The organism is Ideonella sp. (genome assembly GCF_044358605.1).
In the GTDB taxonomy this organism is placed as follows: domain Bacteria; phylum Pseudomonadota; class Gammaproteobacteria; order Burkholderiales; family Burkholderiaceae_C; genus Ideonella.
Window position 1 is genome coordinate 1 of record NZ_JBIKNQ010000042.1, and the last position, 17127, is coordinate 17127.

Genomic DNA, 17127 nt, shown 5'->3' on the forward strand with positions numbered 1-17127 from the left:
CTCGGTGAAGGTGTCGGCGCCGCGCATAGGTCTCTCTCAGATCGAGATGCTCACATTGTCCTCGCTGCGCCTCGCTCGACCATCACAACCGGTCGGTATTTCAGCAGCCTGCTAGGAGAAACTCGAGATACTGCGCCCTTCATCGTAAGCAAAGCCCCGTGATCAAAGTGCCTGATAAGGCAGGCACTCCACCCGCACTTCCTGCATTGTCCTGATGGACCTGTGGCCGTCCACGAGAGACCGCCACATGGGTGACTGACCCTAGTTGGAGAACCGCCACTCACCCACGGCTTGCGCCAGGTCTGCTGGGGGTGCCAGTTCAGGCTGCTGCAACACCCGCCTCAGCACACGCTCTTCAAAGGCCGCAAAGCCCGGTGCGGTGCGGGAGCGAGGACGCGGCAGGCCCACGGCTTCGTCAAAGGCAATGCGCAGCTCCTCGATCAGCACCACCCGGTCTGCAAGGGCGACGGCCTCGCCGACATCATGGGTCACCAGCAGGGCTGTCACGCCATGCTCGTGCCACAGCCGCTCGATGAGTTGGTGCATTTCGATACGGGTCAAGGCATCCAAGGCGCCCAGGGGCTCGTCCAGCAGCAACAGACGAGGCCGATGGACCAAGGCGCGGGCCAAGGCCACGCGCTGCCGCTGGCCGCCCGAGAGCACAGCTGGCCATTCATCCGCCCGGTCTGCGAGGCCAACCTCGGCCAAGGCTGTCAGCGCGCGCTGGCGTGCGTCGGGTCCTTTCAGGCCCAAGGCCACGTTGTCCAGCACCCGCTTCCAAGGCAGCAGGCGAGCGTCTTGGAACATGATGCGCACATCGGCACGAGCCTCTGCCGGGCTGGCATGCTCACCCAGCCGGATGTGCCCGGCATCGGCTTGCTCCAGGCCCGCCAAATGGCGCAGCAAAGTGCTCTTCCCGCAGCCACTGCGGCCCACGATGGCGACAAACTCGCCCGGCGCAATCTGCAAGTCGACCTGCTGCAAAACTTGGCGCTGGCCATAGCGCTTGTCCAGCCCCTTGACCTGGACATTCAGTCCGCGAGCCGACGGCAGCACCGTCACCGAAGGCGCAGGCGAGCGGCCAGCGTCGGTGTCATCCGCCGCTTGAGCCCCGCGCAAAGTGGTCTGCGGGCCTTCGCCTGCAGCCGCCAGGGGAATTGGGCCCATCCAGTCCATGATGGCGTTCCAAGCGCCATGCCAATGTCGTTCAAACTTCGTCATCACATTCTCCCCATCAGCGAGCAGCGCGTTGGTAGCCTGGGTGCCAGCGCAGCAAGGTGCGCTCCAGCAGGCGTGCCACCACGTCCGCCAACTTGCCCAACAAGGCATACAGCAAGATGCCCACCAGCACCACGTCGGTCTGCAAGAACTCGCGGGCGTTCATCGTGAGGTAGCCAATGCCCGCCTGGGCTGAGATAGTCTCTGCCACGATGAGCAGCACCCACATCAGGCCTAAAGAGAAGCGCAGACCGACCAAGATGGACGGCAAGGCGCCGGGCAAGATGACTTGGCGGTAGAGCCCCCAGCCCGATAGGCCATAGCTGCGTGCCATCTCGATCAAGCCCATGTCCACTGAGCGAATGCCGTGGAAGGTGTTGAGGTAGATCGGAAAGAACACCCCCACAGACACCAAGAAAAGCTTGGCGCTCTCATCAATGCCAAACCACAGAATCACCAACGGAATGAGCGCCAAGGCCGGAATGTTGCGCAACATCTGCAAGCTGGAATCAAGCAAGGTCTCAGCCCAGCGGAAGGTGCCGGTCAACAGCCCCAGCACCAAACCCAAGCCCCCGCCAATGGCCAGACCCAACAAGGCTCGGCCCGAGCTGACGCCCACATGGCGCCACAGCTCGCCCGAACTAGCCAAGAGCCAGAAGGCTTGCAGCACCGCCCACGGCTCAGGCAGCACACGCGTGGACAGTGCGCCGCTGGACGAGGCCCATTGCCAGGCCAGCAACAACACCACCGGCAGCAGCCAAGGCAGAGCGTGCCGGCCCAACTCCCCACGCCATTGACGATTGGATAAAGGATGTCCCATGGTCAGCTCCGACTTCCCTACCTCAAGAGGCAGAACGGGCCAGGGCCGAAGGCTGCGGCACATGCTGGTTGGCCACCACCTCACCGAAAGGCCCCGTCAGACCGGGCGTCTGCAGTTGTGTGGCCAGGCGCTCACGCAGGCCCAGCGGCAGCAAGGGGAACACCAACTCCGCGAAGCGGTAGGCCTCTTCCAGGTGCGGGTAGCCTGAGAGCACAAAGTACTCCAGCCCCAAGTCGGCATACTCTTTGATGCGATCGGCCACTTGCTGCGGATTGCCCACCAGTGCGGTGCCTGCGCCGCCACGCACCAAGCCCACGCCCGCCCACAGGTTGGGCGAAACCTCCAGGCCCTCGCGGATGTTGTCCGGGTTGAACTTGCCTTGGTGCAGCGCGGCCATGCGGCGCTGCCCCACCGAGTCCATCTTGGCAAAGGTTTGCTGGGCGCGGGCCACGGTGGCTTCGTCGAGGTGCGAGACCAAGTCGGCCGCTGCCGCCCAAGCGGCGTCCTCGGTTTCGCGCACGATCACGTGCAGTCGAATGCCGTAGGTCAAGGTGCGCCCATACTTCGCGGCGCGCTCGCGCACATCGGCCACTTTGGCCGCCACGGCGGCCGGCGGCTCACCCCAGGTCAGGTAGGTGTCGAGTTGCTGCGCGGCCAACTCATGCGCCTCGGGCGATGAGCCGCCGAAGAACAGTGGCGGATAGGGGCGCTGCAGTGGTGGATAGAGCAGCTTGGCACCCTTGACACTGAGGTGTTGACCTTCAAAGTCCAGCGCCTCGCCGGTGTGGCTGCGCGACACGATTTCGCGCCAGATGTGCAGGAACTCGGTGGCTTGCTCATAACGCTGGGCATGCGGCAGGAATTGGCCGTCACCTTCCAACTCGGCTTGGTCTCCGCCGGTCACCAAGTTGATCAGCACGCGCCCGCCCGAGAGCCGGTCCAGGGTGGCGGCCGTGCGGGCGTACTGGCTGGGCGTGACGAGACCTGGGCGCAACGCCACCAAGAATTTCAGTCGTCGCGTGGCATCGATCAGGCTGGACGCCACGGTCCACGGGTCTTCGCAAGAACGACCCGTGGGGATCAACACGCCTTCATAACCCAAGGTGTCGGCCGCCACGGCCACTTGCTTGAAGTAGTTGAAATCAGCGGCGCGGCCGCCGGTGCTGGTGCCCAGGTATCGGGTGTCACCGTGGGTGGGAATGAACCAAAGGATCTTCATGGGAATGTGCTTTCGAATCGAAGTGTTTAGCGGCCAAAGTGAAGGACCGCGTCGGGGTGAAGTTGGGGGGCGTTGGCGGCGGGTTGACGGGGCTGGGGCAGTGACACAGGCCGTGGCCACCACAGCGCAGCGGTGGTGGCGATCACCCGCCGTACGTGGTCGCGAGGCTCAGCGGTGGCTGTGCGAACGAGTGCCGTCACGGTCATGGGCTTTCAGCGAGGGGACACCAGCGCCAGCCTTGCCGCCTGACCTGCAGGCAAAGCGTCGGCCACGCGGATAGGCCTGGGGATGAGCTTCAGCTCGGCGAAGGCATCAGCCACCCGTTGCTGCTCAGCCACCAGAGCGGCCGTCAACGGCGCCACCGGTGAGGGCTGGCGCCGCTCCAGCACACGCAGCACCGTGGCCAGGCCCAGGCCCGCAAAGTCGGCAAAGCGCTTGGCAGCTTCTTGTCGGTTCTGCTGCACATAGCGATCGGTGTCCACCAAAGCCGCCAAGATCTGGCGCAAGACCGCTTCTTGCCCCGCCAGGGCGCGGGTCGCCAGATAGAAGGTGTTGTTGTTGGTCAGGCCACGGCTCGTCGCCAGCACGCGCACCTGGCCGTCAATCTCCGCGGCGGCGTAGTAAGGGTCCCAGATCGCCCACGCGTCCACCGAGCCCCGCTCAAAGGCCGCTCGGGCATCGGCAGGCGCCAGGTACACCGGCTGGATGTCAGACCATTGCAGGCCGGCCTTGGCCAGCGCCTGCACCGTCAGAAAGTGAGCGGATGAGCCTTTCTGAAAGGCCACGCGGCGCCCTTTCAGGTCGGCCAAGCTGCGCAGCGGCGCATCGGGCTTGACCAAGATGGCGGAACTGTCGGGTTTGGGGGGCTCTGCCCCGACATAGACCAGGTCCTTGCCGGCGGCCTGCGCGAAGACCGGTGGTGAATCTCCAGTGGCGCCCAGGTCCACACTGCCCACGGACAAGGCTTCGAGAATCTGCGGACCCGCCGGGAACTCGACCCAGGTCACCGTGGTGCTTGGCAAGCGCTTCTCTAGCACAGCGGTGAGCTTGAGCAGCGCCAAGTTGATGGTCCCTTTCTGAAAGGCGATGCGCAACTGTGGCAGCGCAGGCGCCTGAGCCCACGCGTCCCGCCCGCCAAACCAGGCTGCAGGGCTCAAGACGCTGGCGGCGGTGGCCCAGCGCAGCACGTTGCGGCGCCCACCAGAGCGGGGATGAAATGGATGTTCAGACATGGTTTGACCTTCCGATCAGTGCGGCGCTTAGGCGCCGTGATGCATCAAGAAGCCTCCACCCGCCTCATGAGGCAGGCTCACGCGCCCAACGCGGCAAGGCGGAGGCAAGACCCTCTGGGGTCAGGAGACAAACGGATCAGGCAGGCGTCAACAAGGCACACGCTCAGGCGACGGGGCCCTGAGCCTGCTCAAGGGCAAGACCCCGGAAGGGGTCTCCGACAAAGGCGCAAGGGCTGCGCGCAGACGCTGAAGCACCTCTTCATTGGGCTGCCGCCCAAGGAGGTCGTGCGACTCAAATTGACTGTCGGTCGCGTAGACCACATCCAAGATATGGCGCGCTCCCAAGGCACTCAGCACCGGCTTGAGCGCATAGTCCAAAGCCAGCAGATGCGCGGTGCTGCCGCCCGTCGCCAAGGGCAGCACGATCTTGCCGCGCAAACCCTGCTGCGGAATCAAGTCCAAAAAAACTTTGAGCAGGCCACTGTAGGCCGCTTTGTAGATGGGAGTGGCCACCAAGACAATGTCGGCTTGATGCACCTCATGCAGGGCACTGGCGATCAAGGGATGATCCACCTCGGCATGCAACAGAGCCTGCGAGGGCAAGCTCCGGACATCCACTTCGGTGACGCGCTCGGCTGCGGGCCTGAGCTGATGCAAGCCGGCTCGCAGCAGACTCAGCGTGCGAGAGGGCGTGGTGGCACTGGCGGAAAGGCCCACCACTTTGGGGGCTGTGAAGGTGTGTGCAGAAGTCATGCCCTGCACGATAGCCACGGACAGCCCCGCCGTGAACGAAGGAAATCGGGTTTGGATATCCGACTTCCGCTGCGCAGAGTCAGAGCGGCGCCTCGGGCACGCCGTGCGGCGCCGACTGAGCCTGCTCCACGATCTCGCGCTGTAGATGCGGTGCGAACAGCGTCACGAACGCATAGGCGAAGGAGCGCAGCAAGCTGCCGCGCCGCACGCCCACGCTGGTGGTGTTGATGGCGAACAGGTTGCGCGCATCGACGGCGCGCAAATGAGTGTCGCGCTCCTCGTCAAAGGCGATGGCCGCGATGATGCCCACGCCCATGCCCAACTCCACATAGGTCTTGATCACATCGGCATCCATGGCCGTCATCACCACGCGCGGGTTGAGCCCGGCACGCTTGAAGGCGTCGTCGATGCTGCCGCGCCCGGTGTAGCCGGTGTCGTAGGTGATGACGGGGTGTTCAGCCAAGCGCTCCAGCGTCACCGCCCCATCGAGCAGCGCATGGCCCGGCGGCACGATCAAAGAGTGGCTCCAGCGGTAGCACGGCAGGGCCACCAACTCCGGCTCTTCAGCCAAAGCATGGGAGGCAATGCCGATATCGGCCGTGCCGTCTAACAGCCATTGCGCAATCTGCGCCGGTGAGCCCTGATGCAATTGCAGCTGAACCTTGGGAAAGCGGGCGCGAAAGTCATGCACGGCTGTAGGCAAGGCATACCGCGCTTGGGAGTGTGTGGCTGCAATGCTAAGTGTGCCCGCCTCGCCCTCCAAGAAATCCAAGCTCGCACTGCGCAAGTTCTCCGCATCGAGCAAGAGCTTTTCCACCCAGGGCAGCACTCGTTGACCCGCAGGCGTGAGTCCGGTCAGGCGCTTGCCCGCACGGATGAAGATTTCCAGACCGAGCTCTTCTTCCAACTCGCGAATCTGACGGCTGACGCCGGGCTGCGAGGTATGCAGCACCGCTGCCACCTCCGTCAAATTGAAGTTGCGGCGCAGGGCCTCACGCACCGATCGGAGTTGTTGGAAGTTCATGCCAGATGATTCGGTCTGCCCTGGGGCGAAACCTTGAATTATCGGCAGCCAGCCCCAATCACCAACGACCAATCCCGCCTAAGCAGCCTCAAAAAACGAATAAGCAAATCGCTGGCTGATACGTCAGCGGCGATTCGGCACCAAGCGATCACTGGCGTCCAATTCAGCGTTGCCGTCCAACTCAATCGCCACCTGCGTGCACACCGCACGGCACAGCATGGCCACGCGCTCACTTTGCAGGCGGTAGTAGATCTGCGTGCCCTCGCGGCGCTTGGCCAGCACGCCACTGCGATAGAGCGTGGAGAGGTGCTGAGACATATTGGGCTGGGTGGTGTCGATCTCGGCCAGCAGTTGGGAGACGTTTTTCTCTTGCTGGCACACGGCCGAGATGATCTTCAGGCGGATGGGCGTGGCCAGCACACTGAAGAGCTCAGCGGCAGACTCGAACACCCGATCGCCCGTCGCGGCGTCGGCAAGGCCCTCAAGGGGCAGCACGGGTGATGATTCATCCATGGCTTATTTTATTCGCAAGTGTGGAGTTTCTGCCTCACAGCCTGCGGAGGCTCGCGGTCGAAGGTCTCCGGAGTTTCCCCTGGTTCGCCCTTGCGCCGCGCCCAATCACAGGCCATGGCCAGAGCATACATGGCGGGCTGCGAGACAATCGGGCTGTTGATCCTTCTATCGAGCCGCCATGTCTTTACCCTTGAGCCCTGCATCTGCCACCACCGCCGTTTTGTGGGGCGGCCTAGGTTTAGGCTTGCTTTTAGGCGCCTCGGCACAAGCCACGCGCTTTTGCACCATGGGTGGCTTGTCCGATTGGTTTGCTTATCGGGGCACGCCCAGGCTGATGATGTGGGTGCTGGCCGTGGCCGTGGCTGCGGCCCTGAGCATGGGCTTGGTCTTGGGCGGGGTGCTCGATGTCAGCCGCTCTGTGCCCTGGAACGACCGCCTGCTGTGGTTGTCTTACCTGGTGGGGGGCACCATTTTTGGTGCGGGCATGGTCATTGCCTCGGGCTGCCCGCAGCGCAATTTGGTGCGCCTAGGCAGCGGCAGCCTGAAGGCCTTGGTCACGCTCTTGGTGATCGCCGTCTCAGCCCAGATGACGCTGCGCGGCTTGTTCGCCGAAGGCCGCACCCGCTTTCTGGACAGCACCGCGCTGCAACTGGCGGGGCCGCAAGACCTGGGCTATCTCTTGAGCGTGCTGGGCGGCCTGAGCGCAACCCAGTGGCGCGGCGTGGTCTTGGCCCTGGTGCTGCTTGTGGCCGCCTTGCTGCTGTGGCGTAACCGCCGCGAGATGGACACCGGCCATTGGTTGGGCGGCTTGGCCGTGGGCGTGCTGGTGCCCGGTGCCTGGCTGCTGACGGGCTTGGTGGGCTACCTGCCCGAACACCCCGACACCCTGGAGCCTGCATGGCTGGGCACCGCCACCAAGCGGCCCGAGGCCCTGAGCTTCACCGCGCCGGTGGCGCACACCATCGACCTGCTGACCTTCTGGTCGGATCGCAACACCACGGCCAGCTTTGGCGTGCTGCTCGCCTTGGGCGTGGTGCTGGGCTCGGCCATCTCGGCCAAGCTGCGCGGCGAGTTCCGCATCGAAGGCTTCAAAGACACCGCCGATTTGCGCGGCCATTTGCTGGGCGGCGTGATGATGGGCTTTGGCGGTGTGACGGCCATGGGCTGCTCCATCGGCCAAGGCATCAGCGGCCTGTCCCTGCTCTCCGGTGGCGCCGTGCTGGCCGTGGCCGGCATCGTGCTGGGGGTGTGGGGCGCTTTGAAGTGGCAGATGCGGGGGCTGTGAGAGGGCTCGGTGTGCCCGCAGGGCGCGCCGCGCCAGCCAAATCCTATGGCCGTGAATGAAAGAACCAGCGGTCCAGCGTCAACAAGGCACGAGCGTGATCTCGGGTCGACACGCCAGGAAGGACAAACGTGTCGGAGGCAAAGTGGCGGTGCTCCAGGGCCAATACAAAGGCTTCATCAATGTTCGAAGGCCGCCTGGCCACCTGCAGATAAAGGGTCGTGCCAAAGGCAGCTACCAATTCAGCCCCGTAGTTCTCAGCCCAAACCCGTAGCGAGGCGGCCAGCTCTGCGGCACCGCCGCCTTCCAAACCGTACCAGGCCGTGTAAAGAAGTGCCTTCCAAGACTGTTGGGTTGGCAGCAAGACTGCGACACGGGGATGTGGCTCGCTGAACTCGTGGCCGTCGAGGTAGTGAAAAGAAGGTGGCAATAGTGCGGCGTCTCCAAAACGCTCCACCTCCCAGCGTAAAAGCCAGCGCTCAAAGTCGGCGTCGGATCGCAATACGCCTGAATCCCGAAGATCGCATATCTGCTGGACCGAGGGCGCTTCGCCAAATCTGCGCTGGATGTCACTCAGCGGGTGGCTAGGATGACTGAGATCGATAGCCAACCAGCCCGAGAAATCGTCCGTTCTCGTTTCGCTGAACCGACTCAATGATCCTCCTGTAGCCAGGTAGGCTGACCCATCCACCAACAAAGTCTCGGCCGCCGTAGCTTCAATCCAGTCCCACTCAGGCGGAGCAGACGGTGCAGACTCGCAAAAGGTCATATCGACATGGTCTTTGCTCGACACCAGGGCATAGCGCCCCGTCTGCGCCATCAGTGACCGCAACAACGCCTGTTCGTCGTATTCTCGACCGGCTTCGAGCGCAACGGTGAAAACTGGGTCTGTGCCGCAGTGCTGCCAAACCTCACCCAATGCACGGCCCTCCAGACCTGTGCCCCGCAGCACATTCGCCAGTTCGTCGATGGATTGAATCAAAGCCTTCTCCTCAATTCCCGCTATTTCTGTTGATTTGGCATCCCCTTGAGTCTAGCCGGACACCTGCCACAGGACCTCTGAGCAATGGGCCGTCTTGTCGTTGGGCATGCGATATCTCAATCTCTTGGGAGCGTGCCTCGGTTGAAGCGTAGCTGCCCGCCGGCGCATCCACAAGTCCTTGAGCTTCGCTACACAACTACCGCAACACCTTCGATGACTGATGGCCCATTCGCTTGATCGTGCGAAGACGATTGAGGGAGAGGGTGCTGGGCCACTGGCGCAGTGAAGTTAAGGCGGAGCCTTCGGCCCAGAGGGCCGAGGGCGGGGGACATGAACGGAGCCAGTGGCCCAGCGCCCTCTCTGTGGCACGACCCCAGCAGGCAGCTCCATCAATTCGCACGGCCCAGGTTTCAGTCATACTCCCTTGCCCTGACGCTCGTCGAGTCTCCCACGCGCGGCGATGGCCCGACCTATCTGGCTCCAATTCAAACCCCAGTGAACCCCCAGCTCCTGCTACTGGCCCTGTTCCAAGGCCTCTTCCTTTCCAACAACGTCACCTTTGTTGCCATCAACGGCCTGGTGGGCCTGAGCTTGGCCCCCCTGCCCTGGATGGCCACCTTGCCCATTGCCGGCTATGTGGCGGGCGGCGCCGTGCTGGCAGTGGCCGGCATCGTGCTGGGTGTCTGGGGCGCCTTGAAGTGGCAGATGCGCGGGCTGTGAGAACACCGCTCACTGCACATAGTCACCGCCGCCCGCGCTATCTCACTCCCTCAGTACGCTCATGAACCTCTCCTGCCCCGCCTGTGGCGCCACCAACCGCGTGCCTGAAGAACGCCTCAGCGACCAGCCCGTCTGCGGCAAATGCGGCCACGGCCTGATGGAGCCCTCCCCCGTGGCGCTGGACCAAAGAACGTTCCAACGCTTCATTGCCCACACAGACTTGCCGGTGTTGGTGGACTTCTGGGCCGATTGGTGTGGCCCCTGCAAGATGATGGCGCCACACTTTGCCCAAGCCGCCGCAGCCCTGCCGCAAGTGCGCTTTGCCAAGGTGGACACGGAAGCCGCGCCGCAGCTCAGCGCCGCCTTCAACATCCGCAGCATTCCCACCCTGGCCTTGTTCAAGGGTGGCAAAGAGGTGGCTCGCGTCAGCGGTGCCATGTCTGCCGCCGACCTGCAACGCTGGGTGTCGGCACAGCTCTGAGCCTTGCTTTATTGGCATGAGCTAATATTTAGTCATGCACCTCTCCATTTCCCGCCCCCGGCGTCTGACCCGGCGCCTCAGCCTGTGCCTCTTGATGGGCGCCTTGAGCCTGGCCGCTTGTTCGCAGCCCTCGGACCCCAAAGACAAGGTCACGCTGGACCAAGCCCGCGCAGACCATGAGGCGGGCAAGGTGGTGCTGATCGACATTCGAGAGCCCGCCGAGCATGCCACGGGGGTGGCGCAAGGCGCCAAGTTGCTGCCCATGAGCCAGTTGCGCCAACGCGCCATGGAGATCCCCACAGACCCGAGCAAGCCGGTCTATCTGATCTGCAACACGCAGAACCGCTCGGCCTCTACCTTGGGGGCCTTGCGCAAAACCGGCGGCTACCAGCATGTGCGCTATGTTCACGGTGGCATGAGCGAGTGGGCCCAACGTGGCTGGCCGATGGTCAAACCCCAGTGAATGCTCAACTCTTATTGCTGGCCCTGTGCCAGGGCCTTTTTCTCTCGAACAACGTCACCTTTGTCGCCATCAACGGCTTGGTGGGCTTGAGCCTGGCGCCCGCGCCTTGGATGGCCACCTTGCCCATTGCCGGCTATGTGGCGGGCGGGGCCTTGGCCGCACCGCTGGTGGCGCGGCATCAGCGCGCCTGGGGGCGCAGGCGCACTTTTCAGGTCGGGCTCGTGGTCGCCATGGTGGCCTCAGGCCTGTGCGCGCTGGCCACGGTGCAGCAGAGCTTTTGGCTGCTGGTGGGCGCCACGCTGCTGGCGGGCTATTACAACGCCAACGCCTCGCTCTACCGCTTTGCAGCCACTGAATTGGTCGCGCCCAGCGCCAAAGAGAAGGCCATCTCCTGGGTGCTGGCGGGCGGCTTGATCGGCGCGGTGGTAGGCCCCAACCTGGCCAGTGCCACGCGGGAGTTGACGGTGCAGCCCTTCACCGGGGCTTATCTGGCCTTGATCGGCTTGGCGGCGCTGGCGATGGTGTTGATGTCGCGCATTGAGTTTCCGCCGCTGCCCCAAGCCGGTGATGGCAGCCCTCAGGGTCGGCCGCTACGCGAGATTGCGCGCCAGCCGCTGTTCATCGTGGCCACCGCCGCTTGTGCCTTGGGCTATGGCGTGATGAGCTTGTTGATGTCGGCGACGCCCATTGCCATGGCGCAGTGCGGCCTGCCGTTTTCCAGCGCGGCGTTGGTGCTGGAGTGGCATGTGATCGGCATGTATGCACCCAGCTTCTTCACCGGCCATTTGATCAAGCGCTTTGGGGCGCTGCCCATCATGGTGCTGGGGCTGGTGCTGAATATCGTGTGTGTGCTGGTGGCGCTCTCAGGGGTGGAGCTGATGCACTTTTTGGCCGCCCTGATCACGCTGGGCGTAGGCTGGAACTTCCTCTTCATCGGCGGCACCACGCTGGCCACCGAAGCCTATCGCCCAGAAGAAAAAACGACCGCACAGGCGGCCGTTGATTTCTGGGTTTATGCCACGATGACGCTGACCGCTTTTGGCTCGGGCGCCCTGGTCACCACCGGCGGCTGGCAGGCCATGAACCTGGGCAGCTTGCTGCCGCTGACCCTGCTGGGCGCGGCGCTGGTCTGGCTGGCTGTGCAGCGGCGCGGGCTCACCACTCCCGCAGCTTGACGCGCAGGCGCGCAATGGCCTGGCTGTGCAGTTGGCAGATGCGGCTTTCGGTAACCTTGAGCACGGCGGCAATCTCTTTGAGGTTCATGTCGTGCTCGTAGTACATGCTCATCACAAACTGCTCGCGCTCGGGCAGGTTCTTGATGGCGGCCACCAAGGCCTCGCGCATGCGGTGGTCTTGCAACTGGGCCAAGGGGTTGGCTTCATCCACCGCGACATGGCGGTCTAAAAAGTCATCGCCGGCCTCGTCGCCCGACATGTCTTCCAAGTAAACCAGCTGGGTGCCGCGCACCTTGGTCAGCATGTCCTGGTAGTCGCTCAGGGAGATGCCCATTTCACCGGCAATCTCGCTCTCCTGAGGCGGTCGGCCCAGACGCTGCTCCAGCTTGTGCACGGCGGCTTCAATCTCGCGCTGCTGGCGGCGGTTGCCCCGGCTCATCCAGTCGCTGCCCCGCAGCTCGTCCAGCATGGCGCCGCGAATGCGCTGGGTGGCAAAGGTCTCGAACTGCACGCCCTGGGCCACGTCGAAGCGGCCCATGGCGTCGTGCAAGCCAATCATTCCCACCTGCACCAAGTCATCCAGCTCCACATTGGCGGGCAACTTGGCAATCATCTGATGTGCCAGTCGCCGCACCAGCGGGCTGTACTGCTTGAGCATCGCGTCGGTCTCGAGGCGGCCTGTTGCGGTGTACATGAACGGTCTCCGGACGGGTCAATACAAAGAAGCCATGCGCTGCTGTGGCGCGCGGTGCGCCTGCAACTCATGGGCAGGAAGCGCCACCGGCATCAACTGCGCGGCGGCCAACATCTCCACAGGGGAGGTGTCGTAATGGGTATCCACGGTGTCCACCACGGCGGTTTGCCGCAGCAAGGCACCCAGGAAGGCGTCTGAGCAACTGCTCAGGCGCTCGACAATGCGCTGAGCCCGGCGCGGGCGGCCCACATGGCCCACCATCACGTCAAAGCTCATCAGTTGGGCACGCTGGGCCAGCAGCTTCATGGCGGCATAGGCGGCGGTCAGGCTGTCAGGCTGCAGCGAGGCCAGCAGCACGGGGTGCACCTCGCGGCCCACCAGCATGCGGGCCAGGTCGCGTGCCTCGGCGTGCAGCACGATCACATCCACACCCGGCGCAGCCGCTTCGACCTCGGCCAACCAATTGGCGCTGGAGCCGCGGGTGTCCACATGGCGGCGCGGCAAGCCCCGCGCGGCAAAGTAGGAAACGCTGCCGCTGAGCCGCTCGATGCAAGAAGGCAGATGCACATCGGCCAGCTCAGCCGGCGCCGGGGACGAATCCGCCGCATCCACCACCAAGGTGCGCGCCCCCAGGGCCGTGAAGGCACTGTTGAGGCGCTCCAGCAGGGCTCCGCTGCAGTCGATCTCGGCACTGGCGACCACCGGCACCACCACGGCAGGAGGCGTGGCAAAGAGTTTGCGCAGGCCTGCGGCTTGGTCGCCCTGCCACAGGGATTGAGAGCTCAGTGACGCTGCTTTGGCCATGGACTGCGCCTTAGACATGCATGCCGTGGGAGACCGCTGCAGAATGCGAGGCGGCCGCAAAAATCAACTGAACATCGGCCGCTTCCATGCGGTATGTAGCGGCGCCACCGCCGCGCATGGCGCGCTGCAGCAGGGCGTTGGACGACAGCCGATGCCAATCCTCTGGGACGCGCTGGCCATTGGCCACGCCCAGCACTTTCAATTTGTGACGAATCAGCGCGTCCAGCGCCGGGGCCAGCTTCACGGCCTCGTCGATCTTGGACAGGATCACGCCCTTGCACTGCGCAGCGCGCCAGTTGGTGATCACGTCGTCAATGGTTTCGCCTTGGGCGGCGGCATCCAGCACCAAGAGGCGGCTGATGCTGGGGTGCGAGAGCATCTCCAGCAGCTCGCGGGTGCGGCTGTCGCGCTGGGCCATGCCAGCGGTGTCGATCAGCACCATGCGCTTGCCCGAGAGCAGGTCCCGCAGGTCTTCCAGCGAGGCGCGGTCGTGCGCGGTGTGCACGGGCACGCCCAGGATGCGGCCGTAGGTGCGCAGTTGTTCGTGGGCGCCCACGCGATAGGCGTCCAGTGTCACCAGGCCCAAGTTGGCCGCGCCGTATTGGGTGGCAAAGGCTGCGGCCAGTTTGGCGGTGCTGGTGGTCTTGCCTACGCCGGTAGAGCCGATCAGGGCAAACACGCCGCCCTGCTCTTCCAGGGCAGGCTCGGCCTCGCCGGTCAACAAATTGCGCTCCAGCACGGTGGTGGCCCAGGCCAGCTCGTCCTGCGCTTGCGCGGGCAGAGCGTCCACCATGCGGCGGATCAAACCGGGCGAGAAGCCAATGTCCAACAACTTCTGGGCCAGCAAGGCTTGGCGCGGCTCGCGCTGCAGCTTCTCCATGAAGGCCAGGGCGCCAAAGCGCTCTTCGATCAGGCCCTTCATCGAGCGCAGTTCGTTGACCATGTCGATCTCTTCACGGCGGCCCACGGCCTCTCCGAGGGTCGGGATCGCAATCTCTTCTTGCAGGCGCGGCACGGCCAAGCGCTGTGCGGTGGTGGGCGCGGGGCGTGAGGCTGGCGCAGGTGCGGCGCGAGGAGCCGGCGCAGCACTGCGTGGCGCACTGGTCGGGGCCGGTGCCGCAGCACGCGGCGGGGCAACGGGTTCGGGCGCCGCAGCGGCTTCCGGGTTCAGGGCTTGTTGGCGGCGCTTGAGCATGCGCTCGCGCACATAGTCTTGGAAGGACAGCGTGCTCATGCTGAGCTGGGCCACATCGTCTTCGACATTGCCCGCGCCTGCGGCCGCCTGCTCTTCACGGCTGGGGCTGAGGCTGCGCTGGGCATTGGCGCGCTCCACGCGGGCGGCCAGGCTGTCGCCGCGTGCACGGGCACTGGGCGCGGCGCGCTCAGGCTCAGGGTTGGCGGCGACCTTCTCGATCTGGTCCAGCGAATCGGGGCTCATGGCGGTAACTTCCACCCCCTCGGCGGCGGGGCGGGTGGAGAGCACCACGGCGTCCTCACCAAAGGCCTGTCGCACCAGGGCGAAGGCCTCTCGCGAGGTGCGGGCGGTAAAGCGCTTGACGTTCATGATGAGGCCCCCTGGGTGGCGTCAATGACACCGTGTGGCTGAGATCCGGGCTGTGAGTTCTGGCCGTCCAGGGCAGGCCAAGAAGCGAGGACAGAGGGGGTCATACAGCACCTCCAATGATCGAGCCGATGCGGATCGAATGAGTTTCAGGAATTTCGCTGTGCGCCAGCACCTTCAGGCGGGGCGCAGCACGTTTGAGCAAGCGGGCCATGGGTGCGCGCAGCGCGTCGGGCACCAAGAGGCAGGCCGGATGGCCGAGGTTCTCTTGCTTGTTGGCGGTGTCGGCGGCTTGGCGGGTCAGGCTGTCGGCCACACCCGGGTCCAGCACCGCGCCGTGGGGCGAGTTCAAGGCCTGGGCCACCATGCGCTCCAAGTCGGGCTCCAGCGCAATCACATCCAGCTCCTTGGCGGGGCCATAGATCTGCTGCACGATGGCCGGGGCCAGGTGGATGCGGATGCGACGGGCCAGCTCGGCCGGGTCAGTAGTGTGAGGCGAGTGTTCGGCCAGTGATTCGACGATGGAGCGGAAGTCGCGGATGTGCACGCCCTCTTCCAGCAGCAGCTGGAGCACTTTTTGTAATGTTGCGATCCCGACCATTTTTGGCACCACATCTTCGATCAACTTCGGAGCCAATTTGGTGACGTGTTCGACCAGTGATTGGGTCTCTCCACGCCCCAGCAATTTGGCGGCATTCACTTGCATCAAGTGTGAGAGGTGAGTGGCCACCACGGTCGAGCAATCAACCACCGTAAACCCACTCATTTGGGCTTGCTCTTTGAAGCGCTCTTCAATCCACACCGCAGGCAGGCCGAAGGCCGGGTCAATCGTCTTGGTGCCAGGCAGTTGCGGTGCACCGCCACCTGGGTTGATGGCCATGTACATGCCAGGGAAGGCCTCGCCTTCACCCACCACCGCGCCGCGCAAGGTGACGCGGTAGACACTGGGCTTCAACTCCAGGTTGTCGCGGATGTGGACCGAGGGCGGCAAGAAGCCCACCTCTTGCGCAAACTTCTTGCGCACGCCCTTGATGCGTGCCAGCAGGTCGCCCTGGCGGGCCTTGTCCACCAGGGCGATGAGGCGATAGCCGACTTCCAGGCCCAGGGTGTCCACTGGTTGCAGGTCATCCCACGAAGCCTCGCCATTGATGGCCGGTGCCGCATCTTTGGGGTCCACAGCAGGCTTGTTGGCTGCCGCCTTCTCGCGCTGGCGCAGCCACCAAGCGTAATAGCCAATCAAGCCGCCCATCAGCAGGAAGACCACATGCGGCATGCCGGGGATGATGCCCAGCAAGAGAATGATGCCGGCCGTGATGCCCATGACCTTGGGCGACTGGAACATCTGGCCGCGAATCTGGCTGCCAATGTCGTGCTCAGAACCCACGCGCGACACCACCATGGCGGCGGCGACAGAGATCAGCAAGCCCGGAATCTGCGCGACCAGCGCATCACCCACCGCCAACAGGATGTAGGTGTTGGCAGCCTGGCTGGCGCTCAGATTGTGTTGGGCCACACCGATGATGAAGCCGCCCACGATGTTGATCACCAAGATCAACATGCCGGCAATGGCGTCGCCGCGCACAAACTTCGACGCACCGTCCATGGAGCCAAAGAAGTCGGCTTCTTCGCCGACTTCGGCGCGGCGCTTTTTGGCCTCTTCTTCATTGATCAGGCCGGCGTTCAAGTCGGCATCAATCGCCATTTGTTTGCCGGGCATGGCGTCCAAGGTAAAGCGGGCGCCCACCTCGGCAATCCGCTCCGCGCCCTTGGTGACCACGATGAAGTTGATCACCACCAGAATCGCAAACACGATCAAACCGACCGCGAAGTTGCCACCAATCAAGAAGTGGCCAAAGGACTCAATCACCTTGCCCGCAGCGCCGGGGCCAGTGTGGCCTTCCAGCAGCACCACGCGGGTGGAGGCCACGTTCAGCGATAGCCGCAGCAAGGTGGTCACCAGCAGCACCGTCGGGAAGGCCGCGAAGTCCAGCGGCTTGACCATATTGGCCGCCACCATCATCACCATCAGCGACATCGCGATGTTGAAGGTGAACAGCAAGTCCAGTGCAAAGGGCGGCAGTGGCAACACCATCATGGACAAGACCAGGATGATGAAGATCGGTGCCATCAGCGACTTGATCATCGCTGCGTTCTCGCCGAACAGGGCCTTGAATTGGTACTGCAAG

The 17127-nt window shown here is 64.1% G+C and carries 17 protein-coding genes and 1 pseudogene; 5 read left to right on the plus strand and 13 right to left on the minus strand.

Annotated elements, in window-relative coordinates; all coding sequences use genetic code 11:
• Positions 1-261: 261 nt before the first annotated feature.
• From ACIQ3Q_RS14815 to ACIQ3Q_RS14850, 8 genes are all read right to left on the minus strand, one after another.
• Positions 262-1176: an ATP-binding cassette domain-containing protein gene (locus tag ACIQ3Q_RS14815; protein WP_396269967.1), complete on the minus strand. Its 915-nt coding sequence runs from the start codon at positions 1174-1176 to the stop codon at positions 262-264.
• Between the two features lie 58 nt (positions 1177-1234).
• Positions 1235-2038 carry an aliphatic sulfonate ABC transporter permease SsuC gene (gene ssuC, locus ACIQ3Q_RS14820; RefSeq protein WP_396269908.1) on the minus strand — a complete coding sequence of 268 codons (804 nt, stop codon included), beginning with the start codon at positions 2036-2038 and terminating at the stop codon, positions 1235-1237.
• A gap of 22 nt (positions 2039-2060) precedes the next feature.
• Positions 2061-3257, minus strand: a complete 1197-nt coding sequence (ssuD, locus tag ACIQ3Q_RS14825) for an FMNH2-dependent alkanesulfonate monooxygenase (protein ID WP_396269909.1) — start codon at positions 3255-3257, stop codon at positions 2061-2063.
• Positions 3258-3283: 26 nt separating this feature from the next.
• Positions 3284-3457: a hypothetical protein gene (locus ACIQ3Q_RS14830; protein WP_396269910.1), complete on the minus strand. Its 174-nt coding sequence runs from the start codon at positions 3455-3457 to the stop codon at positions 3284-3286.
• A 12-nt stretch (positions 3458-3469) separates the two neighbouring features.
• Positions 3470-4489: an aliphatic sulfonate ABC transporter substrate-binding protein gene (locus ACIQ3Q_RS14835; RefSeq protein ID WP_396269911.1), complete on the minus strand. Its 1020-nt coding sequence runs from the start codon at positions 4487-4489 to the stop codon at positions 3470-3472.
• A 147-nt stretch (positions 4490-4636) separates the two neighbouring features.
• Complete coding sequence (gene ssuE, locus ACIQ3Q_RS14840; protein ID WP_396269913.1) at positions 4637-5242, minus strand: NADPH-dependent FMN reductase; 606 nt, start codon at positions 5240-5242, stop codon at positions 4637-4639.
• 79 nt (positions 5243-5321) lie between these two features.
• On the minus strand, positions 5322-6266 hold the full coding sequence (locus ACIQ3Q_RS14845) for a CysB family HTH-type transcriptional regulator (protein WP_396269914.1): 945 nt from the start codon (positions 6264-6266) through the stop codon (positions 5322-5324).
• Positions 6267-6389: 123 nt separating this feature from the next.
• Complete coding sequence (locus tag ACIQ3Q_RS14850) at positions 6390-6779, minus strand: ArsR/SmtB family transcription factor (RefSeq protein WP_396269915.1); 390 nt, start codon at positions 6777-6779, stop codon at positions 6390-6392.
• Between the two features lie 178 nt (positions 6780-6957).
• Here ACIQ3Q_RS14850 and ACIQ3Q_RS14855 point away from each other — a divergent pair, with 178 nt between their 5' ends.
• Positions 6958-8064 carry a YeeE/YedE family protein gene (locus tag ACIQ3Q_RS14855; RefSeq protein WP_396269916.1) on the plus strand — a complete coding sequence of 369 codons (1107 nt, stop codon included), beginning with the start codon at positions 6958-6960 and terminating at the stop codon, positions 8062-8064.
• A gap of 43 nt (positions 8065-8107) precedes the next feature.
• Here the strand turns inward: ACIQ3Q_RS14855 and ACIQ3Q_RS14860 are convergent, their stop codons facing one another.
• On the minus strand, positions 8108-9043 hold the full coding sequence (locus tag ACIQ3Q_RS14860) for a DUF4253 domain-containing protein (RefSeq protein WP_396269918.1): 936 nt from the start codon (positions 9041-9043) through the stop codon (positions 8108-8110).
• A 495-nt stretch (positions 9044-9538) separates the two neighbouring features.
• Between ACIQ3Q_RS14860 and ACIQ3Q_RS14865 the strand changes: the two are divergent.
• The 4 genes and pseudogenes from ACIQ3Q_RS14865 to ACIQ3Q_RS14880 all read left to right on the plus strand — a co-directional run.
• Positions 9539-9697, plus strand: a pseudogene (locus tag ACIQ3Q_RS14865) (MFS transporter); the annotation flags it as partial.
• A gap of 127 nt (positions 9698-9824) precedes the next feature.
• Positions 9825-10244 (plus strand): thioredoxin TrxC, encoded by a 420-nt coding sequence (gene trxC, locus ACIQ3Q_RS14870; protein WP_396269919.1) that lies wholly within the window; start codon positions 9825-9827, stop codon positions 10242-10244.
• 34 nt (positions 10245-10278) lie between these two features.
• Positions 10279-10707: a rhodanese-like domain-containing protein gene (locus ACIQ3Q_RS14875; protein ID WP_396269921.1), complete on the plus strand. Its 429-nt coding sequence runs from the start codon at positions 10279-10281 to the stop codon at positions 10705-10707.
• Positions 10704-11882 carry an MFS transporter gene (locus ACIQ3Q_RS14880; protein WP_396269922.1) on the plus strand — a complete coding sequence of 393 codons (1179 nt, stop codon included), beginning with the start codon at positions 10704-10706 and terminating at the stop codon, positions 11880-11882. Before ACIQ3Q_RS14875 ends, ACIQ3Q_RS14880 begins: the two co-directional genes overlap by 4 nt.
• Here ACIQ3Q_RS14880 and ACIQ3Q_RS14885 read toward each other — a convergent pair.
• From ACIQ3Q_RS14885 to flhA, 4 genes are all read right to left on the minus strand, one after another.
• A complete protein-coding gene (locus tag ACIQ3Q_RS14885; RefSeq protein WP_396269924.1) occupies positions 11863-12576 on the minus strand; it encodes an RNA polymerase sigma factor FliA in 714 nt (237 codons plus the stop codon). The genes ACIQ3Q_RS14880 and ACIQ3Q_RS14885 overlap by 20 nt on opposite strands.
• 18 nt (positions 12577-12594) lie before the next feature.
• Entirely contained in the window at positions 12595-13380 is a 786-nt protein-coding gene (locus tag ACIQ3Q_RS14890) for a MinD/ParA family protein (RefSeq protein WP_396269926.1), read from the minus strand.
• Positions 13381-13390: 10 nt separating this feature from the next.
• On the minus strand, positions 13391-14944 hold the full coding sequence (flhF, locus tag ACIQ3Q_RS14895) for a flagellar biosynthesis protein FlhF (protein ID WP_396269927.1): 1554 nt from the start codon (positions 14942-14944) through the stop codon (positions 13391-13393).
• A gap of 100 nt (positions 14945-15044) precedes the next feature.
• Entirely contained in the window at positions 15045-17084 is a 2040-nt protein-coding gene (gene flhA / locus ACIQ3Q_RS14900; RefSeq protein WP_396269968.1) for a flagellar biosynthesis protein FlhA, read from the minus strand.
• Positions 17085-17127 lie beyond the last annotated feature (43 nt).